This is a genomic window from Blastococcus sp. SYSU DS1021 (genome assembly GCF_054050995.1).
This window is the reverse complement of sequence record NZ_JBJHAL010000001.1, coordinates 37,998-60,285: the sequence shown is the minus strand read 5'-3', so window position 1 is coordinate 60,285 and position 22,288 is coordinate 37,998. Positions and strand designations below refer to the sequence as shown.

24 protein-coding genes are annotated in these 22,288 nt (G+C 76.5%); 10 read left to right on the top strand and 14 right to left on the bottom strand.

Annotation, left to right across the window (positions count from 1 at the left end):
- Window positions 1-101: 101 nt before the first annotated feature.
- Window positions 102-671 carry an anti-sigma factor family protein gene (locus ACI8AP_RS00320; RefSeq protein ID WP_456587327.1) on the bottom strand — a complete coding sequence of 190 codons (570 nt, stop codon included), beginning with the start codon at window positions 669-671 and terminating at the stop codon, window positions 102-104.
- Window positions 668-1,255, bottom strand: a complete 588-nt coding sequence (gene sigE, locus ACI8AP_RS00315; RefSeq protein ID WP_456587326.1) for an RNA polymerase sigma factor SigE — start codon at window positions 1,253-1,255, stop codon at window positions 668-670. Before sigE ends, ACI8AP_RS00320 begins: the two co-directional genes overlap by 4 nt.
- A 196-nt stretch (window positions 1,256-1,451) precedes the next feature.
- Here sigE and ACI8AP_RS00310 point away from each other — a divergent pair, with 196 nt between their 5' ends.
- Window positions 1,452-2,111, top strand: a complete 660-nt coding sequence (locus ACI8AP_RS00310) for an O-methyltransferase (RefSeq protein WP_456587325.1) — start codon at window positions 1,452-1,454, stop codon at window positions 2,109-2,111.
- Between the two features lie 119 nt (window positions 2,112-2,230).
- On the opposite strand, the gene glgC is transcribed toward ACI8AP_RS00310, so the two are convergent.
- Window positions 2,231-3,451 carry a glucose-1-phosphate adenylyltransferase gene (gene glgC, locus ACI8AP_RS00305; RefSeq protein ID WP_456587324.1) on the bottom strand — a complete coding sequence of 407 codons (1,221 nt, stop codon included), beginning with the start codon at window positions 3,449-3,451 and terminating at the stop codon, window positions 2,231-2,233.
- A gap of 213 nt (window positions 3,452-3,664) precedes the next feature.
- Here glgC and glgA point away from each other — a divergent pair, with 213 nt between their 5' ends.
- The 4 genes from glgA to ACI8AP_RS00285 all read left to right on the top strand — a co-directional run bounded on the left by glgA (window position 3,665) and on the right by ACI8AP_RS00285 (window position 7,970).
- Entirely contained in the window at window positions 3,665-4,837 is a 1,173-nt protein-coding gene (gene glgA / locus ACI8AP_RS00300; protein WP_456587323.1) for a glycogen synthase, read from the top strand.
- Between the two features lie 253 nt (window positions 4,838-5,090).
- Window positions 5,091-6,059 carry an ABC transporter substrate-binding protein gene (locus ACI8AP_RS00295; protein ID WP_456587322.1) on the top strand — a complete coding sequence of 323 codons (969 nt, stop codon included), beginning with the start codon at window positions 5,091-5,093 and terminating at the stop codon, window positions 6,057-6,059.
- 10 nt (window positions 6,060-6,069) lie between these two features.
- Window positions 6,070-7,164 carry a FecCD family ABC transporter permease gene (locus ACI8AP_RS00290; protein WP_456587321.1) on the top strand — a complete coding sequence of 365 codons (1,095 nt, stop codon included), beginning with the start codon at window positions 6,070-6,072 and terminating at the stop codon, window positions 7,162-7,164.
- A gap of 41 nt (window positions 7,165-7,205) precedes the next feature.
- Complete coding sequence (locus tag ACI8AP_RS00285) at window positions 7,206-7,970, top strand: ABC transporter ATP-binding protein (protein ID WP_456587320.1); 765 nt, start codon at window positions 7,206-7,208, stop codon at window positions 7,968-7,970.
- Window positions 7,971-7,976: 6 nt separating this feature from the next.
- Here ACI8AP_RS00285 and ACI8AP_RS00280 read toward each other — a convergent pair whose 3' ends face one another.
- Window positions 7,977-8,828 carry a 5-oxoprolinase subunit C family protein gene (locus ACI8AP_RS00280; protein WP_456587319.1) on the bottom strand — a complete coding sequence of 284 codons (852 nt, stop codon included), beginning with the start codon at window positions 8,826-8,828 and terminating at the stop codon, window positions 7,977-7,979.
- Entirely contained in the window at window positions 8,829-9,437 is a 609-nt protein-coding gene (locus ACI8AP_RS00275) for a 5-oxoprolinase subunit B family protein (RefSeq protein WP_456587318.1), read from the bottom strand.
- 117 nt (window positions 9,438-9,554) lie between these two features.
- Between ACI8AP_RS00275 and ACI8AP_RS00270 the strand changes: the two genes are divergently transcribed.
- Together ACI8AP_RS00270 and ACI8AP_RS00265 are read left to right on the top strand one after the other, a co-directional pair.
- Window positions 9,555-10,766, top strand: a complete 1,212-nt coding sequence (locus ACI8AP_RS00270) for a PP2C family protein-serine/threonine phosphatase (protein WP_456587317.1) — start codon at window positions 9,555-9,557, stop codon at window positions 10,764-10,766.
- 80 nt (window positions 10,767-10,846) lie between these two features.
- Window positions 10,847-11,575, top strand: coding sequence for a GAF and ANTAR domain-containing protein (locus ACI8AP_RS00265; protein ID WP_456587316.1), 729 nt, complete (start codon window positions 10,847-10,849; stop codon window positions 11,573-11,575).
- Between the two features lie 4 nt (window positions 11,576-11,579).
- Here ACI8AP_RS00265 and ACI8AP_RS00260 read toward each other — a convergent pair whose 3' ends face one another.
- Window positions 11,580-12,356: a LamB/YcsF family protein gene (locus tag ACI8AP_RS00260; RefSeq protein ID WP_456587315.1), complete on the bottom strand. Its 777-nt coding sequence runs from the start codon at window positions 12,354-12,356 to the stop codon at window positions 11,580-11,582.
- A gap of 52 nt (window positions 12,357-12,408) precedes the next feature.
- Here ACI8AP_RS00260 and ACI8AP_RS00255 point away from each other — a divergent pair, with 52 nt between their 5' ends.
- From ACI8AP_RS00255 to ACI8AP_RS00245, 3 genes are all read left to right on the top strand, one after another.
- On the top strand, window positions 12,409-13,527 hold the full coding sequence (locus ACI8AP_RS00255; RefSeq protein WP_456587314.1) for a spore photoproduct lyase family protein: 1,119 nt from the start codon (window positions 12,409-12,411) through the stop codon (window positions 13,525-13,527).
- Window positions 13,528-13,671: 144 nt separating this feature from the next.
- The gene (locus ACI8AP_RS00250) at window positions 13,672-15,333 is read left to right on the top strand and encodes a SpoIIE family protein phosphatase (RefSeq protein WP_456587313.1); all 1,662 of its coding nucleotides are present in this window, start codon (window positions 13,672-13,674) and stop codon (window positions 15,331-15,333) included.
- Window positions 15,334-15,382: 49 nt separating this feature from the next.
- Complete coding sequence (locus ACI8AP_RS00245) at window positions 15,383-16,885, top strand: phytoene desaturase family protein (protein ID WP_456587312.1); 1,503 nt, start codon at window positions 15,383-15,385, stop codon at window positions 16,883-16,885.
- Window positions 16,886-16,894: 9 nt separating this feature from the next.
- Here ACI8AP_RS00245 and ACI8AP_RS00240 read toward each other — a convergent pair whose 3' ends face one another.
- The 8 genes from ACI8AP_RS00240 to ACI8AP_RS00205 form a co-directional block, all read right to left on the bottom strand.
- A complete protein-coding gene (locus tag ACI8AP_RS00240) occupies window positions 16,895-17,593 on the bottom strand; it encodes an SAM-dependent methyltransferase (protein ID WP_456587311.1) in 699 nt (232 codons plus the stop codon).
- A gap of 35 nt (window positions 17,594-17,628) precedes the next feature.
- The gene (locus ACI8AP_RS00235; RefSeq protein WP_456587567.1) at window positions 17,629-17,910 is read right to left on the bottom strand and encodes a hypothetical protein; all 282 of its coding nucleotides are present in this window, start codon (window positions 17,908-17,910) and stop codon (window positions 17,629-17,631) included.
- 76 nt (window positions 17,911-17,986) lie between these two features.
- Entirely contained in the window at window positions 17,987-19,450 is a 1,464-nt protein-coding gene (locus tag ACI8AP_RS00230; protein WP_456587310.1) for a hypothetical protein, read from the bottom strand.
- A gap of 133 nt (window positions 19,451-19,583) precedes the next feature.
- Window positions 19,584-19,751: a DUF3117 domain-containing protein gene (locus ACI8AP_RS00225; RefSeq protein WP_012947303.1), complete on the bottom strand. Its 168-nt coding sequence runs from the start codon at window positions 19,749-19,751 to the stop codon at window positions 19,584-19,586.
- Between the two features lie 125 nt (window positions 19,752-19,876).
- On the bottom strand, window positions 19,877-20,440 hold the full coding sequence (locus ACI8AP_RS00220) for a DNA-3-methyladenine glycosylase I (protein WP_456587309.1): 564 nt from the start codon (window positions 20,438-20,440) through the stop codon (window positions 19,877-19,879).
- Window positions 20,441-20,500: 60 nt separating this feature from the next.
- A complete protein-coding gene (locus ACI8AP_RS00215; RefSeq protein WP_456587308.1) occupies window positions 20,501-21,403 on the bottom strand; it encodes a DMT family transporter in 903 nt (300 codons plus the stop codon).
- A gap of 70 nt (window positions 21,404-21,473) precedes the next feature.
- Complete coding sequence (locus ACI8AP_RS00210; RefSeq protein WP_456587307.1) at window positions 21,474-21,926, bottom strand: SRPBCC family protein; 453 nt, start codon at window positions 21,924-21,926, stop codon at window positions 21,474-21,476.
- On the bottom strand, window positions 21,919-22,287 hold the full coding sequence (locus tag ACI8AP_RS00205) for a DivIVA domain-containing protein (RefSeq protein ID WP_456587306.1): 369 nt from the start codon (window positions 22,285-22,287) through the stop codon (window positions 21,919-21,921). The genes ACI8AP_RS00210 and ACI8AP_RS00205 overlap by 8 nt, the downstream gene beginning before the upstream one ends.
- Between the last annotated feature and the right edge of the window lies 1 nt (window position 22,288).

The window sequence follows — 22,288 nt, the reverse complement described above, 5'->3', positions numbered from 1 at the left end:
CACCCGGGGGGCCGTCGTCTCGTCGAAGGCGCCGGCCTGGCCCTCGGGCCGCGCGTAGGCGGCGGCGTCGCCGTCCTCCGGGGCGTCGCGCCGCGTGCTGCTCAGGGGGTCCCGCCCGGGGAGCCGAGGCCGCCGACGGTGCCGATGGTCACCGTCCGCAGCACCGGCGGCGCGACCTCGGTGTGCTGCTCGGGCCGCACCGGATCGGCCGCGGGCGCGCGGCCGCCGTCGGGCGGCAGGGTGAGCGCCAGCGCCGTCACCCCGGCGCCCAGGCCGACGATCGTCCCGGCGACGCCGCGGCGGAACCAGCGGTGGTCGGACGACGTGCGCCGGTGCGCCCCTTCGGTGAGGTCGACGGAGAAGGCGCCGGTGCTGCCCGTGACCGTCAGCTCCCCGGCCGAGGCGCTCAGCCCCCCGGTGCCGGCACCGGCCCCCGGTACCTCGGCGGTGAAGGGGATGGCGCGGAGCCGGGACAGCAGATCACCGGGCATGGCCACGTCGGCGGAGCCGTGGAGGGCCTCCTTGGCCTCGCGCTGCGCGGCCACGGCCATCCGGCAGGAGGCGCAGGCGGTGAGGTGGCGGGCCGCCCGACCGGCGGGCCCGGCGGAGAGCTCGCCGTCGACCAGTGCGGCGATCGCCTCCTGCGCCAGGTGGCTCTCCGGGATGCTCATGCCCCCACCTCCCCCGGGACGCCCGCCCGGCGCGGGGCCAGGTGCGCCAGCGCCTCGCGCAGCTGCACCCGCCCCCGGTGGATGCGGCTGCGCACGGTGCCGAGCTTGATGCCCAGCGTGGCGGCGATCTCCTCGTAGGTCAGCCCCTCGATGTCGCACAGCACGACGGCCACCCGGAACTCCGGGGACAGGGCGTCGAGCGCCGCCTGCACCTGGGGGTCGAGGTGGGTGTCGGCGTACACCTGCTCCGGGCTCGGCGCGCGGCCGGGCAGGCGCTCGGTGTCGTCGGGCAGCGCGTCGAAGCGGATCCGCTGCCGACGCCGGACCATGTCGAGGAACAGGTTCGTGGTGATCCGGTGCAGCCAGCCCTCGAAGGTGCCCGGCGAGTAGTCGGCCAGCGAGCGGAACACCCGGACGAAGGTCTCCTGCGTCAGGTCCTCGGCGTCCTGGGGGTTGCCCGACAGGCGGTAGGCCAGCCGGTACACCCGGGCGGAGTGGTCGCGGACGACCTGCTCCCAGGACGGCGCCACCCAGCCCGGCTGCTCCGCGGGAGCGGCGGACTGCGGGGCGGTGGCCTCGGGCACGCCACCAGGATCGCAGACGGGGCCGCCCGCGACCTCCCCGGCGTCGGCGGGACCGGACGCGGCACGCGTGAATCGCACGTCCTGGTCAACGGTCGATCGGCACACCCGTGTTCCCGCGCACCGGGACTCCCAGCAGACGCACAGGTGCGCCCGCGCACGCGGCGGCGGCGGTGCGGGCAACTACCCTCGGCCGGTGATGAGCGCCGATCAGCCGCCGCCCGGAGGCGGCACCGACCCGGGCGCCGCCTACGCCGACCGCTTCGCCGCCGAGTCCCCCGAGATGGTGGCCGCCCGGCGCCGCGCGCAGTTCCTACCCGGGACGGGCCCGGTGGAGCCCCCGGTGGGCGCCACCCTGGCCGTCCTCGCCGCCACGAGCGCTGCCCGCTCGGTGGTCTCGATCGGCAGCGGCGGGGGGCTGGCCGCGCTGTGGCTACTGCGCGGGATGCGGTCCGACGGGGTGCTGACCGCGCTGGACGGCGATCCCGAGCAGCTGCGCGCGGCACGTGCCGCCCTCGCCGAGGCCCGCGTGCCGGCCAGCCGGGCACGGCTGATCTTCGGCACCCCCGGGGAGGTCCTCCCCCGGCTCTCGCCCGGCGGCTACGACATGGTGTGCTGCGCCGGCCCGCCCCGGGAGTACGCCGAGCACCTCGCCGCACTGCTCGCCCTGGTCCGGGTCGGCGGCACGCTGACCTGCCACGGGCTGCTCGAGGGCGGCCGGGTCGCCGACCGCACCGCCCGCGACCCCCAGTCGGTGGCCTGGCGGGAGATCGCCCGCACGATCCGGGACGACGAGACCCTGCTGCCCGCCGTCCTGCCGATCGGCACCGGCCTGCTCGTCGCCACCAAGCGCGGGTAACGCGAGGAAGGACCCCCAGAAGGACCTCGGTTCCCCCCACCACTCGCAGGCTCGCGGCGGGACCCTGCACCGAGGTCTCCCGACCACTCGCGAGCTCGCGGCGAGCCTCCGGACGGGGCCTACAGGTAGGCGCGGGCGCCCTTGCCGAGCACGGTGATCCCACCCGCGCTGACGTGGTAGCGCTCCAGGTCCAGGTCGTGGTCGAAACCGATCCGCGCACCCGCGGGCACGACGGCGTTCTTGTCCAGGATCGCCCGCCGGACCTGCGCGCCCTCCCCGATGTAGGCGCCGTCCATGACGACGCTGTCCTCGACCCGGGCGCCCCGCTCGACGCGCACCCCCGGCGAGATCACGGAGTTGTGCACCGAGCCGCCGCCGATGATCGCGCCGGCGCTGACCATGGACTCCTCGGCGCGGCCACCCAGCACGAACTTCGCCGGCGGGCGCTGCGGCGGCAGCGTGTAGATCGGCCACCGCTCGTTGTAGAGGTTGAACACCGGCGAGACCGACACCAGGTCCATGTGCGCGTCGTAGTAGGAGTCGATCGTCCCGACGTCGCGCCAGTACCCCTGGTCCCGCTCGGTCGCGCCGGGCACCACGTTGGTGGAGAAGTCGTAGACCCACGCCTCTCCTGCGTCGGCCAGCATGGGCATGATCGAGCCGCCCATGTCGTGCACCGAGTCCTGGTCCTCCGCGTCGGTGCGCAGCGCCTCGAGCAGGGCGTCGGTGGTGAAGACGTAGTTGCCCATGGAGGCGAAGCTCTCCTCGGGCGAGTCCGGCAGGCCGGGCGGCTCTGCGGGCTTCTCCAGGAACCCCCGCACCTTGCCCGCCGCGTCGGAGTCGATGACGCCGAACTCGGTCGCCTCCCGCCGCGGCACCCGCAGCCCGGCGATGGTGACGCCTGCACCGGTCTGCAGGTGCTGGTCGATCATCTGCGCCGGGTCCATGCGGTAGACGTGGTCGGCGCCGAAGACGACGACGATCTCCGGGCGCTCGTCGTAGATGAGGTTCAGGCTCTGGAAGATCGCGTCGGCGCTGCCGGTGTACCAGCGGGGGCCGAGGCGCTGCTGCGCCGGCACCGGTGTCACGTAGTTGCCGAGCAGGCTGGACATCCGCCAGGTCTGGGTGATGTGGCGGTCCAGGCTGTGGCTCTTGTACTGGGTGAGGACGGCGATGTGCCGGATGTCGCCGTTGACCAGGTTGGAGAGGACGAAGTCGATGAGCCGGTAGTTGCCCCCGAAGGGGACGGCCGGCTTCGCGCGGTCCTGGGTCAGCGGAGACAGCCGCTTCCCCTCACCGCCCGCCAGGACGATGCCGAGCACCCGTGGACCGCCGCGCATGCCAGAAACGTATCCGTTGGCCGACGCGGGCACAGCACGAACCGCACGGAGGCCACCCGTCTGGGTCCCGCGCCGAGCCCGGTGACGCGCTGGAACGGCCACCTTTCAGGGGCCCGCGCCGAGCCCGGTGACGCGCTGGAACGGCCACCTTTCAGGGGCCCGCGCCGAGCCTGCGAGGCGCGGGGGGAAAGGTGGTCCTTCTAGGGTGACGGCGTGCGCATCGGGATCGTCACGCGAGAGTGGCCGCCGGACGTCTACGGCGGCGCGGGGGTGCACGTCGAGCACCTGGTGTCGGCGCTGCGTGCCCTGCCCGACGGGCCGCAGCTCGACGTCCACTGCTTCGGCGGCGCACGGGCGGACGCGACCGCCCACGCCGTGCCCGCCGGGTTGTCCGACGCCAACGGGGCCCTGCAGGCGCTGGGGGTCGACGTCGAGATCGCCGCCGCGCTCGCCGGAGCCGACCTCGTGCACAGCCACACCTGGTACGCCAACACGGCCGGGCTGCTCGCCGCGCTGGTGCACGGCGTGCCGCACGTCGTCACCGCCCACTCGCTGGAACCGCGCCGGCCGTGGAAGGCCGAGCAGCTGGGCGGCGGCTACCGGCTGTCCTCCTGGGCCGAGCGCACCGCCTACCTGGCCGCCGACGCGGTGGTCGCGGTGAGCGCGGGCATGCGGGAGGACGTGCTCGCCGTCTACCCCGAGCTGGACCCGGCCCGGGTGCACGTCGTCCACAACGGCGTCGACGCGGAGGCCTACCGCCCGGTGCACGCCCCGGAGGTGGTCCGCGGGCTCGGGGTGGACCCCGACCGGCCGTACGCGCTGTTCGTCGGCCGGATCACCCGGCAGAAGGGGCTGGCCCACCTGCTGGCCGCGGCCGACCAGCTGCCGGCCGACGCCGGTCTCGTGCTGTGCGCCGGGGCCGCCGACACCCCGGCCGAGCGGCAGCAGGTCGCCGACGCCGTCGCCGAGCTGCAGTCCCGCCGCGACGGCGTGGTGTGGATCGAGGCGATGCTGCCGCGCGAGCAGCTGGTGCCGCTGATCACCGGTGCCACGGTCTTCGTGTGCCCGTCGGTGTACGAGCCGCTGGGCATCGTCAACCTGGAGGCGGCGGCGTGCGGCACCGCCGTCGTCGCCAGCGCCGTGGGCGGCATCCCGGAGGTCGTCGACGACGGCCGCACCGGTCTCCTGGTGCCCTACGACGAGGCGGACCCGACCGGGTTCGCCGCCGGCCTGGCCGCGCGCACCGGCGAGCTGCTCGCCGATCCGCAGCGCGCCGCCGCGATGGGCGCCGCCGGCCGCGAGCGGGTCGTCGCCGAGTTCGGCTGGGCCGCGATCGCCCGGCAGACCGTGGACGTCTACGCGGAGGTGCTCGCCGCCCGCGGGTGAGCCGACCGCCGCGGTTCCGGCCGTCCGCGTCCCGCCCGCTGGTACCTTTCAGCCCGCCGGCGTCTGCCGGCGGTGCAGCCGCAGCGAAGCCCGGTGCGAACCCGGCGCTGTCCCGCAACTGTGATGGCCCCGTGCGGGCCCGAGCCAGATCGCCTGCCCTGCGCCGTGCAACCGACCCCCGCGGCAGGGGTCGCGCATCGGGCGTCGGGTCAGCTCGGGGGCGACGCCCGCCGCCTCCTCTGGAGGCTCTTCCTTGCTCGGCACCTCCTCCCGGGCGGCGCGCACCTCGCGCGCCCCGCGGCGACCCGTGCGCGCCGTCCTCGCCCTCCTGGCGGCCCCCGTCCTGGCGCTGCCCGCCTGCGGTGGGGCCTCGGCCGGCGGTGACGACGCGGCCCCCACCACGGCCGCCGGCGACTTCCCCGTGACGGTCACCGGCGACAACGGCGAGCTGACCCTCGACGAGCGGCCGGAGGCCATCGTCTCCCTGTCGCCGACGGCCACCGAGATGCTCTTCGCCATCGGCGCCGGGGAGCAGGTGGAGGCCGTCGACGACAACTCCGACCACCCGGCCGAGGCGCCGACCACGGAGCTGTCGGCGTTCACGCCCAACGCCGAGGCCGTCGCCGGGTACGACCCCGACCTGGTGGTGCTCAGCAACGACATCAACGGCATCGTCGACGCGCTCGAGACGCTCGACGTCCCGGTCCTGCTGCTCGAGGCCGCCGAGGACCTCGACGACACCTACGCGCAGTTGGAGACCCTCGGGACGGCGACCGGGCACGACGACGAGGCGGCCGAGGTGGTCGCCGACGTGCAGGACCGGATCGACGCCGCCGTCGCGTCCGTGCCCGACGCCGTCGCCGGGATGCGCGTCTACCACGAGCTCGACCCGTCGTTCTACTCCGCGACGAGCGAGACGTTCATCGGCGGGATCTACTCCCTCTTCGGCCTGGAGAACATCGCCGACGGTGCCCCCGAGGCCGGGGGCTACCCCCAGCTGTCGGCCGAGTACGTCGTCGACCAGGCGCCCGAGCTGATCGTGCTGGCCGACACCGAGTGCTGCGGCGAGAGCGCCGAGACGGTGGCCCAGCGGCCGGCGTTCGGCTCGGTGCCCGCGGTGACCGAGGGGCGGGTCCTCGCCGTCGACGACGACATCGCCTCCCGGTGGGGTCCGCGCGTGGCCGACTTCGCCGAGGCGGTCGCCGGGGCGCTGCAGGAGTGAGCCCGGCGGCATGAGCACCACCCACGGCACCCGGCCCGGCCGCACCGCGGCGGGGCCGGGTGCCGTGCGGTCACCGCGCTCCGCACTCCTCTCCGGAGCCGGCGTCACCGCCGCCCTCGTGGCCGCGGCGCTCGCCGGGGTCTGGGTGGGCGCGGTGCCGCTGCCGCCCGGCGCGGTCGTCGCCACGCTGCTCGACCGCGCGCTGGCGCCCGTGGGCCTCGACGTCCCCGGCACCCTGGAGGGGACCCGCGCAGCGGTGCTGCTGGAGCTCCGCCTGCCCCGCGTCGTGCTCGCGGTGCTGGTCGGCGCCGGGCTGGCCGTCTCCGGCGCCGCGTACCAGGGGGTGTTCCGCAACCCGCTCGCCGATCCCTACCTCCTGGGCGCGGCGGCCGGGGCCGGGCTGGGCGCCACCCTGGTCCTCGCCTACGCACCCGGCCAGCAGGTCGGCCCGGTCGGGGTGGTCCCGCTGGCCGCCTTCGTCGGCGCGCTCGTCGGTGTGGGGTGCGCGCTGGCCGTCGGTCACGCGGCCGGCGGCTCGCAGAGCGCGCCGCTGCTGCTGGCGGGCATCGCGGTCGCCGCCTTTCTCGCGGCGGCGCAGACGCTGGTGCAGCAGCAGAACACGGACGACCTGCGGGAGATCTACGGCTGGCTGCTCGGGCACCTGGGCGGCGCGCAGTGGTCCGACGTGGGCCTGGTCCTCCCCTACCTGGGGGTGGCGGTGGTCGCCCTGCTGCTGTGCGCCCGCCCCCTGGACGTGCTGGCGGTCGGCGACGACGAGGCCCGCTCGCTCGGCGTGCACCCCGGCCGGCTGCGGCTGCTGGTCGTGGTCGCCGCGTCGCTGGCCACCGCGTCGGCCGTGGCGGTCAGCGGGCTGATCGGCTTCGTCGGGCTGGTCGTGCCGCACATCGTCCGCCGGCTGGTCGGCGGCGCCAACGCCCGGGTGCTCCCGGTGTCCCTGCTGGCCGGTGGCGCGTTCCTGGTGCTCGCCGACCTGCTCGCCCGCACCGTGCTCGCCCCCGCGGAGCTGCCGCTGGGCGTGGTCACCGCCTTCGTCGGCGCGCCGTTCTTCGCGGGTCTGCTGTGGGCGGGGGCGCGGCGACGGTGAGCGGAGGACCACCCGGCCCGCGCGGTGCCGGCGGCGCGCGCGTGGAGGTCGTGGGTCTCGACGCCGGCTACGGACGGCGCCCGGTGCTCGCCGCCGTCCGGTTCTCCGTGGCGGCCGGCGGCTGGCTGGGCATCATCGGCCCCAACGGGTCGGGCAAGTCCACGCTGCTGCGCTCGGTGCTGGGGCTGCACCCGCACGAGGGCCAGGTGCGCATCGACGGCGTCCCGCTCACCGGGATGCCGCGCCGCGACCGGGCCCGCCTGCTGGCCTACGCGCCGCAGCTGCCGGTGCTGCCCGAGGGGGTCAGCACGCGGGACTACGTCCTGCTCGGCCGCACCCCGCACCGTCCGCTGCTGGCCGCACCCCGGCGGGTCGATCGCGAGGTCGTCGCCGAGGTGATGGACCGGCTGGAGCTCGACGAGCTGGCCGACCGGGCGGTCGTCGCCCTCTCCGGTGGGGAGCAGCAGCGCGCCGTCCTCGCGCGGGCGCTGGCCCAGCGACCGCGGGTGCTGCTGCTCGACGAGCCCACCGCCGCCCTGGACCTCGGCCACGCGCAGCAGGTGCTCGACCTGCTCGACCGGCTGCGGCGGCAGGACGGGCTCACCGTCGTGAGCACGCTGCACGACCTCACCCTCGCCGGGCAGTACGCCGACCGGCTTACCCTCCTCGCCGCGGGGCGGGTGGCCGCCGAGGGCAGCCCGGCGGAGGTGCTCACCGCCGCCGTGCTGGCGGAGCACTACGGCGCCCGCGCCCGCATCGTGCCGGGCCCGCACGGGCCCGCGGTGCTGCCGGTGCGCGGGAGCTGATGCCGGTCAGCGCGCCGCGCGGAAGCGGACCACGTCCCCGGGCCGCAGCTGGGCGGCGGCGGGCAGGTCCGCGGTGACGACGACGGCGAGCACCGGATAGCCACCGGTGACCGGGTGATCGGCGAGGAACAGCACCGGGGCGCCGTCGGGCGGCACCTGCAGCGCCCCGGTCACCAGCCCCTCGCTGGGCAGCTCCCCGTCGCGGCCGCGACCGAGCCGGGGACCGGCCAGCCGCAACCCCACCCGGTCGCTGTCGGCACCGACCGCCCAGCCGGCCCGCAGCAGGGCCGGCCACGCGGCGTCGTCGAGCCAGTCCCGCCGCGGCCCGGGCAGCACCCGCAGCACCGGCCGGTCCGACGGCGCGCCCACCGGCGCGATGTCGACGACCGGCTCCTCCCCCGCCAGCCCGCCGACCGGCAGCCGCGTGCCCGCGGTCAGGACGGCCGGCCCGAGGCCGGACAGGGTGTCGGTGCTGCGCGACCCCAGCACCGGCGGGACGTCGACGCCGCCCCGCACCGCCAGGTAGCTGCGCAGGCCGGCGCGCGGGGGGCCCAGCCCCAGCACGGCGCCGGGGCGCAGCGTGGTGGGCGCGGCGAACGGCGCCGGGCGCCCGTCCACGACGACCGGCACCGGGGCACCCGTCACCGCCACCAGGAGGGTGCGCTCGGCGCGGACCCGCAGCCCCCCGCCCGTCGCCTCGACGACCGCGGCCGCCGGCGCGTTGCCCACCAGCCGGTTGGCCAGCGCCGCCGCCGGCCGGTCCGCGGCGCCGGACCGGGGCACCCCGACGGACGCCCAGCCGGCCCGCCCGGCGTCCTGCACGGTCGCGAACGGCCCCGGGGTCAGCACGGTGAGCACTCAGGCCACCGCCCGGAAGCGGACCGTCGTGCCCGGGGCGAGCAGCGCCGGCGGGTCGCGCCCGACGTCGAAGAGGACCGCGTCGGTGCGCCCGACCAGCTGCCAGCCCCCTGGCGAGGCACGCGGGTAGACGCCCGCGTACGGGCCGGCCAGCGCCACCGAGCCGGCCGGTACCCGGGTGCGCGGGGTGGCCCGGCGCGGCACGTGCAGCTCCTCCGGCAGCCCGGTCAGGTACCCGAAGCCCGGGGCGAAGCCGCCGAAGGCGACGGTGAGCGCGGTGCCGGTCAGCGCGGCGACGACGGCGTCCGCCGTCCGCCCGGTGAGCCGGGCGACCTCGGCGAGGTCCGGTCCGTCGAAGACCACCGGCAGCACCACGGCCGCGCGCGCCGGTCCGGCCGCGGGCGCGGCGGGGGCCAGCCGGCACAGGGTGGTCACGTCGAGGTCGGTGACCGGCCGATCGAGCAGGACGAGCAGGGTGCGGGCGGCCGGCACCAGGTCCACCTGCCCGGCCAGCGGGGCGTCGAGCAGCGCGGCCCGCAGCCCAGGGATCGCGGCGACGTCCGCCACCTCGAGCAGTACTGCGCGATCGCCGTAGGGCAGTGCACGCACCGCTCCCCCACCGTCGCCCACCCGCCCATGATCGGGCATCCCCCCGGGCCCGTGACTGCCCCTCCGCCGCGCAGCTCGGTTCGCCCGGTCCGCACGCCGGTGGAATGCTGGACCGCCGTGACCTCGACGACGGCCTCCGGGCAGGACCCGCTGCGGTCGCTGCTCCGGTCGTCGCACCACCTGACGGCCGACGAGCTCGGCTCGGTCGTCTCCCGGCACGCGAGGCTCCTCGGCGCCCGAGCGGCCGTCGTCTACCTGGCCGACTACGAGCAGTCCTCCCTGGTCCCCGTGGACGGCGAGGACGTTCCGCCGCGCACCGGGCTGTCCGTCGACGGCTCGATCGGCGGCCTCGCCTTCCGCCGGGTCGAGGAGACCCGTTCCCCGAGCCCCGGCGACGACGCCGCCGTGCGCCTCTGGCTCCCCCTGCTCGACGGCGCCGAGCGGGTCGGCGTCCTGGAGCTGCTGTTCGACACCGTGCCTCCGGCGGAGCAGGACGAGGAACGCCGCGCCTTCGCCGCACTGGTGGCCGAGCTCTGCGTCACCCGGGACGCCTACAGCGACGTGTTCGCCCGGCTGCGGCGCACCCGGCCGCTGAGCCTGGCCGCGGAGATCCAGTGGGACCTGGTCCCACCGCTGACCTTCGGCACCGAGCGGATCGTCATCTCCGCGGCGCTGGAGCCCACGTACGAGATCGGCGGGGACACCTTCGACTACGCCGTGAACGGCCCCGTCGCCGACCTCATGGTTCTCGACGCGGTGGGCCACGGTCTGCCCGCCGCGCTGCTGACCACGGTCGCCGTCGGCGCCTATCGCTCGGCCCGCCGGCACGAGCTCTCCCTTCCCGCGACGTCGGCGGCGATGGACGCCGCGATCGCCGGGCAGTTCCCCGGCAGCCGGTTCGCCACCGCGCTGCTGGCCCGGCTCGACCTGGAGTCCGGCCGGCTCACCTGGGTCAACGCGGGGCACGGCTCCCCGCTGATCGTGCGCGACGGCGTCCTCCTGCCCGCCCACAGCTGCCGCCCGGACCTGCCGCTCGGGCTCCAGCGGGGGCCCGCCCGGACGTGCGAGGTGCAGCTGCGCCCGGGCGACCGGGTGCTGCTGCACACCGATGGCGTCACCGAGGCGCGATCGCCGGCGGGCGACTTCTTCGGCGAGGAGCGCCTCGCGGACTTCGTCGTCCGCGCGGAGACGGCCGGCGACCCCCCGCCGGAGACGCTCCGCCGGCTGATGCGCAGCGTGCTGGACCACCAGGCGGGCCGGCTGCAGGACGACGCCACCATCGTGCTCGTCGAGTGGCGGACCGGCCGCGAGGACCAGATCGCCCTGTGACGCCGCCGGGATCGGCCGATCCGGGCGGGGCCGCACACCGGCCAGGATGTGCGCACCGCCACACCGACGGACAATCGGGCATGACCATCGGGGGGCGCTTCGACGCCGCTCTGGCGCGGCAGTCCGATCCCGCGCTCGCCGGGCCCGAGGCCCTGCCGCTGCGGCTCAGCCGCGTGTGCGCCGAACTGCTCCGGGTCGACGGTGCCGGCCTGGTCCTGGTGGACGGCACCGCCCGGCGGCTCCCGCTGGGCGCCAGCGACCCGGCGGCCGCGAGCGCCGAACGGATGCAGTTCACCGTCGGCGAGGGGCCGTGCGCGACGGCCCAGGCCACCGGCCAGCCGGTGTTCGCCGTCGAGGACGACCTGCGACGCCGGTGGCCGGTCTTCGCCGACCTGCTGCTGCGCGGCACCCCCTTCCGCGCGGTCGTCGCCCTCCCCCTGCACACGGGCCCCGCCGGGGAAGGGGCCCTCGACCTGTACTTCAGGCGGTCGGCCGCCGTCGTGGAGCTCGACGTCTTCGCGGCGGGCGCGGTGGGCGAGCTGGTCAGCTCCGCGCTCAGCGACGCCGCGGTCTGGTCGACCTGGACACCGGCGGAGGGACCGGACTGGCTGCGCGGCGCGGCACCGCGGCAGCGGGCGGCGGTGTGGGAGGCGGTGGGCAAGCTGGGCGTCGCCCGAGACATCGATCCGGAGGAGGCGCTGGCCCTGCTCCGGACCGAGGCCTACACGTCGGGGCGGTCCGTGGACGAGGTCGCCGCCGCCCTGCTCTCCGGGCGCCGCTCGATGGAGGACCTGCGCCCCGGCGACTGACCGCTCACCCGGTGAACGGGGCGACCGCGAGCCCGGCCGCCTCCAGCGCTGCCCGCACCGACCGCGCGAGCTCCACCGCGCCCGGCGTGTCCCCGTGCACGCACACCGACCCCACCTCGACCGGGACCACGCTGCCGTCCACCGCGACCACGCTGCCCTCGGCGGCCATGCGGACCGCGCGCTCGGCGACCACCTCCGGCTCGTGCACCAGCGCTCCCACCGACCCGCGGGGCACGAGGCTGCCGTCGGGGGCGTAGCCGCGGTCGGCGAACCCCTCCGCCACGGTGGGCAGCCCGGCCGCCGCGGCGGTGCGCAGCAGCGCCGAGCCCGGCAGCCCCAGCACGGTCAGCCCGGCGTCGTAGGCGGCGACCGCCTCGACGACGGCGCGGGCCTGCGCCGCGTGGTGCACGACGGCGTTGTAGAGGGCCCCGTGCGGCTTGACGTAGGAGACCCGTCCCCCGGCCGTCCGGGCCACGCCGTCCAGCGCGGCGAGCTGGTAGAGGACGTCGGCGGCGAGCTCGTCCGCGGCGACGTCGACGAAGCGCCGGCCGAACCCGGCCAGGTCGCGGTAGGAGACCTGGGCGCCGATGGCCACGCCCCCGGCCACGGCGGCACCGCACACGCGACGCATCGTGACCGGGTCCCCGGCGTGGAACCCGCAGGCCACGTTGGCGCTGCTGACGACCTCCAGCAACGCGTCGTCGTCGCCCAGCCGCCACACGCCGAAGCCCTCCCCCAGGTCGGCGTTGAGATCGATGCGGGGGCCGCCCGGTGCGCTCACCCGCGCAGTCTCGCACCGGAATGGCGGCCGCCCCGCGGGTGCTGCACCCGGTATGGGAGCCGCCGAGCCGCTCACGCTCTTCGAGGTCGGGCCGCCGCCGGCGCCGATGCCGCCCAACCACCTCCTGCAGGTCCGCCGCATCTACGCCGAACCGGCGGCGACGGAGTCCCCGCGTGGCCGCCAGGTGCTCGGCCGGTTCCCCGACGCCGAGGTGGTCGAGGTGCCCTCGCACTGGCAGATCCCCGAGCTGCACGGCAACGCCGGGAACGTCGACCGCTGGGTGCGGGTGAAGACCGAGACGCTGGTGCTCGGCGTCCGCAAGGGGCTGGTCACCCGGCCCAACGGCCGCTCCGCGAACTTCATCGCCCCCGGCACGGCCAACGGCTGCGCCATGGCCTGCGCCTACTGCTACGTGCCCCGGCGCAAGGGCTTCGCCAACCCGATCACCGTCTTCACCAACATCGACCAGATCGCCGGGCACCTGCGGCGGCACGTCGCCCGGCAGGGACCGAAGACCGAGCCCGACCAGTGCGACCCGGAGAGCTGGGTCTACGACATCGGCGAGAACAGCGACTGCTCGGTGGACGCGCTGGTCAGCGACAACGTCGCCGACCTGGTGCGCACCTTCCGCGGCCTGCCGACGGCGAAGGCGTCCTTCGCGACCAAGTACGTGAACCGGCAGCTGCTCGACCTCGACCCGGCCGGTCGCACCCGGGTGCGCTTCTCGGTGATGCCCGAGGACGACGCACGGGTCCTCGACGTGCGCACCAGCCGGGTGGCCGACCGCATCGCCGCCGTCGACGACTTCGTGGCCGCGGGCTACGAGGTGCACCTGAACCTCTCGCCCGTGGTCCTGCACGCCGGCTGGGAGGAGGCCTGGGGACGGCTCCTGGCGCGGCTGGACGACGAGCTCGGCGCGGCGGCCAAGGCGCAGGCCGCCGCCGAGGTGATCATGCTGACCCACAACGAGGCCCTGCACGAGGTGAACCTCGGGTGGCACCCGACGGCCGAGCAGCTGCTCTGGCGCCCCGACCTGCAGGAGCCCAAGCGCAGCTCCAACGGGCAGGACAACGTGCGCTACCGCGCCGGGATCAAGCGGGCGGCGGTCGCGCGACTGCGCGAGCTGGTCACCCGGCACGCCCCCTGGCTGCGCATCCGCTACGCGTTCTGAGCCGCTGCCGCCCGGGGCCGACATGGCGAAATGTCGGCATGACCACATGTCGACATCTCGCGTCGGCACCCCCACCCGACCTGTGAGAGGCTCATCGTGACGGAGCCGTTACGTTCCGTCGGGGAACGTCACGCAGGGGGAAGAGTGCCCGGGTCCACCTCTGGCGTACCGGCGGCGACGCTGCTGGCCGCGCTGCCCGACACCGTGATCGTGGCCGACGGCGACGGGCGCATCGCGTACGTGAGCCCGGCCGTCGAGACGTTGCTGGGTCACGACCCGGCGGCGCTGATCGGCCGGCCGCTGCAGCTGCTCATGCCCGAGCGGCTCCGGCACGGCCACAACGAGGGCTTCTCCCGGTACCGGGCCACCGGCGAGGGGAAGCTCGTCGGCGCGACCACGCAGCTGCCGGCGCTCCACGCAGCCGGTCACGAGGTGCCGGTCGACCTCACCCTGTCGCGCCTGACCCCGGCGGACGGCGCGTCGCCGGACGAGGCGCTCGTGGTCGCCGTGCTCCGCGACGCCAGCACCACGATCCTCCTCGAACGGCAGTTCGCCGTCAGCCGCTACCTGGCCGCCACGCTGCGGGTGACGGCGGCGCTGACCGAGGCGCGCGACGCCGACGTCGCCTTCCAGCAGCTGCTCCCGACGCTGTGCACGGAGCTGGACTGGGACGCCGCCCTGCTGTGGCAGGCCGACACCGAGCACGGCCGGCTCGTGCACGCGGGCACCTGGGCCGCTCCCGGCGCGGACGTGCCGGCGCTGGCCGCCGACGCCCCCCGCCGGGTCTTCCGCCGTGGTGAGGGCCTGCCGGGGGGCGCCTGGCTGCACCGGGTCCCGGTCGTGGCCGAGGACCTCGCCGCCGACCCCCGGGTGGTCCGCCGCGACGTCGTCCGGGCCGACGGGCTCGGCACCGGCGTCGCGTTCCCGGTCCTGAGCGGCGACACGCTGCTCGCCGTCTGCGAGCTGTTCTCGACGCAGTCCCGGCCCGTGCCCCCCGAGCTGCTGGAGGTGCTCGGGCACGCCGGCCGGCAGATCGGCCAGTTCCTCGCCCGGCTGCGCGCGGAGTCGGTGATCCGCGACCTGGCCGACACCCTGCAGCGCAGCCTGCTCCCCTCCCACCTGCCCACGATCCCCGGGGTGGAGCTGGCGGCCCGCTACCGCGCGGGCGGGGACTCCGCCCTCGTGGGCGGCGACACCTACGACGTCACCCCCCTGCCCGACGGCCGCTGGATGGTGCTGATCGCCGACGTCTGCGGCACCGGAGCCGAGGCGGCGGCGGTCACGGCGGTCACCCGGCACACCGCCCGCGCCGCGGCCACGGGGAGCCCGGCGGAGATCCTGCGGGCGGTCAACACCGCGCTGCTGCACGAACAGGGGACGGGGCCGCTGCGGTTCGTCACCGCCTGCTGCCTGGTGCTGGAACCGGCGGGGCCGGGCCACCGGGTCCGTCTCGCCGTCGCCGGGCACCCGCTCCCCGTCGTCTCCGATGCGGACTCCGACGCCCGTCCGGTCGGGACCGCCGGCCCGCCCCTCGGGATCGATGCCGACGTCGAGCTCACCGAGACCACGCTGGACCTGCCTCCCGGGTCGACCCTGGTGCTCTACACCGACGGCGTCACGGAGGCGCGGGACGACGCCGGGCGGCAGTTCGGCGAGGACGCGCTGCTGCGGGTCGTCGCCGGCGCGCCGGTCGCCGATCCGGAAGCGGCCGTCGGCGCGATCTCGGCCGCGGTCGAGGCCCAGCTGGCCGGCTCCCGCTACGAGCCCGACGACCTCGCCGTGCTGGCGCTCGCCGTCCCGCGCTGAGGGCCCCGTCCCGCCGACGCGCTCCGGGCCGGCTGGCTACGGTGGGTCGGTGGCGCGGGTGGTGGTCGTGGGCGCCGGGCTCGGCGGGCTGGCGGCCGCCGCGCGGCTGGCGGCCCTCGGACACGCGGTGACCGTCGTGGAACAGGCGCCCGACGTCGGCGGGAAGCTCGGCTGGTTCACCCGCGACGGGCACGCCTTCGACACCGGGCCGAGCCTGGTCACCCTGCCGCAGGTGTACCGCGACCTGTTCGCCGCGACCGGCAGCCGGCTCGAGGACACCCTCGACCTGGTCCGGCTGGACCCGGCGGTCGGCTACCGGTTCGCCGACGGCACCCGGCTGACCGTGCCCGGCCGCGCAGAGGCCGTCCCCGCCGCGCTCGACGACGCGCTGGGGGCCGGCGCCGGAGCCCAGTGGGCCGCCCTGATGGAGCGGGCCGCGGCGATGTGGCGGATCAGCGAGGAGCCGTTCCTGCGCACCCCCCTGGCCGGGGCGACGACGCTGGCGCGGCTGGCCCGGCGCCCGGCCGACGTCGCCGCGATCGCGCCGTGGCGGTCGCTGCGCGGCCTCGGTCACCGCCGCCTGCGCCACCCGCACCTGCGCACCGTGCTGGACCGCTACGCCACCTACTCCGGCTCGGACCCGCGCCGGGCGCCGGCGGTGCTGGCCACCGTCCCCTACGCCGAGCAGGCCTTCGGCTCCTGGTACGTGCGGGGTGGGTTGCACCGGCTCGGGACGGCGGTGCGGGACCGGGCCGTCGCGGGCGGCACCGCGGTCCGCACCGGCTGCGCGGTGCGCAGGGTGCTGGTGGCGGGCGGCCGGGCTGCGGGCGTGGAGCTCGCCGACGGCGAGCGGCTGCGCGCCGACGTCGTCGTCTCCGGCGTCGACGCCGCCGCGCTGCACGCCGACCTGCTGCCCACCGACCGGCGCACCCGCGGCGTCCGGCGGGACCTGGCCCGTGCCACACCGTCGCTGTCGGGGTTCGTGCTGCTGCTGGCGCTGCGCGGCCGGACCCCGGGGCTGGAGCACCACACGGTGCTCTTCCCCGACGACTACGACGCGGAGTTCGACGCCGTCTTCGGCACCGGCCGGTACGCGGGCCGACCGTGCCCGGTGCCCGATCCCACCGTCTACGTCAGCGCGCCCGACGACCCGGCGCTGGTGCCCGACGGCGACAGCGAGTCGTGGTTCGTCCTGGTGAACGCGCCGCGGCACGATCCGGTGCACGGGGTGGACTGGGACGCCCCGGGGCTCGCCGAGCGGTACGCCGACCGGGTGCTGGCGGTCATGGCCCGCCGCGGGCTCGACGTCCGGGACCGCCTCCGCTGGCGGGAGATCCGGACGCCGGCCGACCTGGCGCGGGGCACCGGCAGCGTCGGCGGGTCGATCTACGGCAGCTCCAGCAACGGCTCCCGGGCGGCGTTCCTGCGCCCGGGCAACGCCTCGCGCATCCCCGGGCTGTTCCTGGTCGGCGGCTCGGCGCACCCCGGCGGGGGGCTGCCGCTGGTGGGCCTCTCGGCGGAGATCGTGGCGGGGCTCGTCGGCCCGGCCTGACCGGTCCGGTCACCGCGGCCGGACGGCCGCGACGGCCACGAGCGGGGCGCCCGGGGCGATCCGCCGGGTCTCTCCCGGTCGCAGCCCGGCCGCGCGCAGCCCCGCGACCAGGTCCGCGGCCCCCGGCAGCGACATGCCGCCCTCCTGCGCCCGCAGCAGCAGGTCGAAGTGCCGGCTGAACAGCTGCGGCGTCGCCACGGTGGTGACGACCAGGAGGGTGCCCCCCGGCGCGAGCAGCCCCGCCACGTCGGCGAACAGGGCGACGCGCTCCGCCACCGGGACGTAGTAGACGACGTTGGCCAGCAGCGCGAGGTCGAACCCGCCCTCGTCGGGCAGCTCCCGGACGTCGGCCCGCACGATGCGCGCCCGTCCCGCCAGCCCGCGCCGTTCGAGGGTGCGCTCGGCGAGGGCGGCGGCGTCGGCGTCGGCGTCCACCCCGACGCCCTCGGCCTGCGGAGCCGCCGCCAGCACCGCGGCCAGCTGCAGCCCCGCGCCGCACCCGACGTCGACCACCCGCCGCGGGGACACGTCCGCCACCGTCTCCCGGAGGACGTCGTCGACGAACGGCTCGAAGGCGGCCGACACCCGGGCGATGACCGCCCCCTGCTCGGCGACGTCCCGCCGCGGTGGGCCACCGGCCAGCAGGTCACCGAGGTGGCGGTAGAGCCCGGTGTGGAACCCGGCGAACGCCTCGTAGGAGGCCCGCACCAGGTCGTCGTCCCGCAGGGCGCGCCCGGCGCTGGTCAGGGACCAGCCGGCGGCGTCCTCCCGGACGAGGCCGGCGGCGCGAGCACCCGCAGGAAGGCTGCGAGCAGGTCGTCGCGGGCCACCGCCAGCCGGCGGGCGAGCTCCGGGGTCGCCACCGCACGGTCGCCGAGCGCGTCCAGGACGCCGGTGTGCAGCGCCGCGGCGCCCAGGTTCAGCCGGACCGCGGCCTGCCCGTCACGGGTGGCCCGCAACCGGGCCCGGGCGTTCCCGGTCCGCAGGACGGTGAGCAGGGTGCGTGCGCTGAACAACCCGGCCATCTGGCGCTCCCACCGTTCGGGGAGCCCACTGTGGTCCGCCCGGACCCGTCGCACCAGTACCGGCGACGCGGTCCGGTCAGCCGCGGGCCGCGCCGTAGCCCAGCAGCGCGGCCAGCCCGAGCGCGCTGCGTGGCTGGTACGCCGCGCGCCACAACCCGCCGTGCGCGGCCTCGTGCGCCTCGTCCTGCCACGGGTGCTCGTGCGCCGGTCCGCCGCCGGTGTGCAGGTCGTGCACGAGCAGCGCGGCCATGAGCACGTTCGACGTCGACGGCTCGAAGATCTCCACGCCGAACCGGTGGGCGCCGGCGTAGGCCGCGGCCAGGGCCCGGTTCTTCACCACCGAGCGGGTCCGCGTCGGCGGGGCGACGTTCATCGACACCGTGCTGCCCGCCGCGCGTGCGGCGGTCGCCCGCCACCGCTGCAGCCGCTTGGCCAGCGCGTAGTTGGGGCCCTGCTGCGCCACCAGGCTGTCGGCGATGCCCGGGTCGGTGCCGGGCACGTAGGCGCGCTGCAGGAGCCGGCCGCCCGACACCGTCCGCAGCGGGCGGCCGAGCAGCTTCGCCGTGCGGCTGCGGCGCGCGTACGCCTCCACCGACTGCGCCACCGCCTCGGCGGGGACGGCGAAGACGTCGGTCGGGGTGGCCAGGAACGCCAGCGCGAGCTCCGGCCGCGCACCCGCGAGCCGCACGGTGAGCGCGTCGACGGCCGCCGAGACGCGCACGTTCGTGGCACCGTCGGCGTAGACGTAGTTGCCCAGGACCGGGGACCCCGACAGCCCCGCGACCCAGTCGGCCACCGCGGGGACCTCGGCGATCAGATCGGCTCCCGCGCGCGCCGGGTCGGGCTCCGACCCGGGCTCCGCCACGGGCACCAGGAGGGTGCCGGCGCCGGACCGGGCGATGTCGAGCACCCGCTCCCACAGCGGCGCGCGGGGCAGGTCCACCCCGGCCACGCGGGCGCCCCAGCGCAGCAGTGCGGTGAGCGGTCCCATCTCGGCGCCCGCCCCGAGCACCACCACGGTGGTGTCCGGCAGCGACAGCCACTCGGGGTGCGCCGCCACGGTGCGCACCGCCTCCGCGCACGACGGCTCCACGACCCCCGCGGCCACCCAGTCGTCGAGCCGGCGCAGCAGGGCGTCACCCCGCAGCCGCCCGCCGCGGAACGGCAGCGACAGCTCCCGCTCCGGCTCGGCGGTGCCGGTCACCTCGACCGTGTGCAGCACCCGGCCGGCGGGCGCGGTGGTCAGCCCGGCGAGGTCGGCCTCCCCCTCGGGCCCGGCCACCCGCATCCGCGAGTGCAGGGACGCCAGCCCGGCAGCGGCGATGGCCTGCGCCGCCTCCGGCGAGGGCAGCCCGGCCTCCACCAGCCGGCGGAAGTGCGTCAGGTAGCCCGCCCGCCAGTTGGTCTCCCGCTCGGCGGCCAGCGCGCCGGCGGCGTCGGCGGGGCGCAGTGCATCCGCGACGACGGCCCGGCCCAGCGCCGCCGTGCTCCGGCGTCCGTCGGACCCGGCCGGGAACACGACCCCCTGGTCCTCGCTCATGCGCCTTCCTCCACCCGTCCAGCTTCTCCCGGCTCCTGGCACGCGGCCAGCTCAGCAGCACCCCTGCGCCGGCCCCGGCCCGGGCCGGGTCGTGTCCTGCGCACCGCCACCCGGGGGTGGAGCCGCGCAGAGATCAGCTGGTCGCGCCCTTCAGGGCCTCCGAGAGAGCGGCCGCCTCGTCGGGCGACAGCTCGACGACCAGGCGCCCACCGCCTTCCAGCGGTACCCGCATGACCAGGCCGCGCCCTTCCTTGGTGACCTCGAGGGGACCTTCACCCGTGCGCGGCTTCATGGCCGCCATGCGTGCCTCCTTCGCCGGCCACGCGCCTGCCTGCTGGCAGGAGCGAGGCGTCCGATGCTGTGAGCTCCGGGACAATGATCCCGTATGGGGGCGCTCCGTCCAACAGGAGGTCCGTCAGAGTGACCTCAGCCCGCCCCCGCACCCTCGGCCGGGTGTGCCCGGAAGCAGTCGGCGACGTGGTCGTCGACCATCCCGGTCGCCTGCATGAGCGCGTAGGCCGTGGTCGGGCCGACGAAGACGAAGCCGCGTCGCTTGAGCTCCTTGGCCATGGCCACCGACCCCGGGCTCGTCGCCGGCACGTCGGCGAGGGTGGCGGGGCGAGGACGCGGCCCGTCGGGGGCGAACGACCACAGCAGCTCGGACAGCCCTTCGGGCAGCTGCTGCGCCGCCCGGGCGTTCGTGACGGCCGCCGCGATCTTGGCGCGGTTCCGGACGATGCCCGCGTCGGCCATCAGCCGCGCCCGGTCCTCGTCGGTGAAGGCGGCCACCGCGTCGATCGCGAAGCCGGCGAACGCAGCGCGGAACGCGGGCCGCTTGCGCAGGATGGTGATCCAGGAGAGCCCCGACTGGAACGCCTCCAGGCACAACCGCTCGAACAGCGCGTCGTCACCGTGGAGCGGGACCCCCCACTCCTCGTCGTGGTAGGCGATGTACTCGGGGGCGCTCGTGGCCCAGGCGCAGCGCTGCACGTCCCGGACGCTAGCGCCGCCCACCGACGACCCTCCGCCGGGCAGCGGGCTCCGCACCGCTCAGCGGGCCGCGGCGTCCACCGCCTCGACGCTCGGCTCGGGGCCCTGCTTCCCGCGTCGGGTCGCCAGGACGCAGCCGACCAGCACCAGCGGCAGCCCCATGGCGAGACCGAGGGTGAACGGCTCGCCGAGCAGCAGCACCCCGAACAGCACCGCCACGGCCGGGTTGACGAACGTGATGACCAGCGCCCGCTGCGGCCCCACCTCGCGGATCAGCGCGAAGAACAGGGCCAGGGCCACCGCGGTGCAGAGCAGGCCGAGGGCGAGCAGCGACAGCTGCGCCTCCCCGGACGCGTCGGCCACCTGGCCGAGCCGCGGGACGGCGAACGGCGCGTAGACCACCGCGGTCACGAGCAGCGCGAGGGAGCTCGCGGCCACGCCGGGCACCTCGGGCAGGGCCCGGCTGACCACCAGCGGCGCCGTGGCGTACCCCACGACCACCAGCCCGACGGCGACGAGGGGCAGCAGTTGCGCGCCGTCGATGTCCAGGCCGAGCAGGACCGCGATCCCGACCACGCCGATGCCCATGCCCAGCACCCGCACCGGGGTGAGCCGCTCCTCCTCCCCGGCGAGCCGGGCGGCCAGGGCCGCCACGAACGGCACCGCGGCCACCAGCAGACCGGTGAGCGAGCTGGACAGGGTCTGCTCGGCGTAGGCGAGCAGCAGCCACGGCCCGGTCATCTCCAGCACCGTGAACAGCAGCAGGGGCTTCCAGTGCCGCAGCGCCGGGCGCAGCTGGCCGCGGGCGACCGTCCAGGGCAGCAGCAGGGCCGCTCCGATCGCGCAGCGGGCGAAGACCACCACGACCGGCGACACCTCCTCGACGGCCACCTTGATCAACAGGTAGGGCACGCCCCAGATCACCGACATGGTGAGGAACAGGGCCCAGCCCCGCCGGCTCACGAACCCGCCTCCGTCGTCCCGTCGCGCACCGGCACATCCTCACCGATCGCCGGTCCCACCCCGCGGCAGGTCAGTACGTGCGGGCGAAGGCGGCGAAGCGCCGCAGCGACCAGCGGATCCCCAGGAGGGCGAACGGCCTGACCAGCACCCAGCCGACCCGGCCGAGCACCCCGTAGGGCAGGTCGAGCCGCTCGGTCCAGACGAAGGTGCTCTGCTCGCCCCGCGGCTCGATCTCGAAGATGCCCGGCCCTCGCACCAGCCGGCCGGTGTGCTGCACCTCGACCCGGCGCGGCGGGTCCCACGCCGTGATCACCATGGTGTCGAGGAACCCGAACCGGAACCCGCCGGGCGCCGGCAGCCCGGTACGCGCGGCCAGCCGGCCGCCGACGCCCTGCGCGGGCCCGTCGACGGTCCGCACGTCGGTCGCGAGCATCCACTCGCCCTGCCGCGACCAGTCGGTCAGCGCGGCCCACACCCGTTCCGCAGGCGCCTCGACCGCCACCCGCTCCACCAGCTCAGGCATCCCGCGTCCCCTCCCGGTCGGTCCGCTCGACGCCGGGATCGGTCGGCGCCTCCTGCCGGCCGTGTGCGGCCAGCTCGGCGCGGAGCGCCGCGATCTCCGCGTCCCGCTCGTCCAGGGTCTGCGCCAGCTGGTCGAGCAGCCAGTCGACCTCGACCATCCGGTAGCCGCGGGCGGTGACCGCGATCCGCAGCGCCCGGACGTCGTCGGCCACCACGCGCCGGTCGTCGGGCAGCTCGACCGGCGACCGTCCCGGGTCCGCCGGCGGCTGGCTCTCGCCCCGCCCCATGAGCAGCGAGGCCACGAGGAAGAGTGCGCCACCGACCAGCAGGACGGCGAGCACGAAGAGGACGAAGGAGAGCACG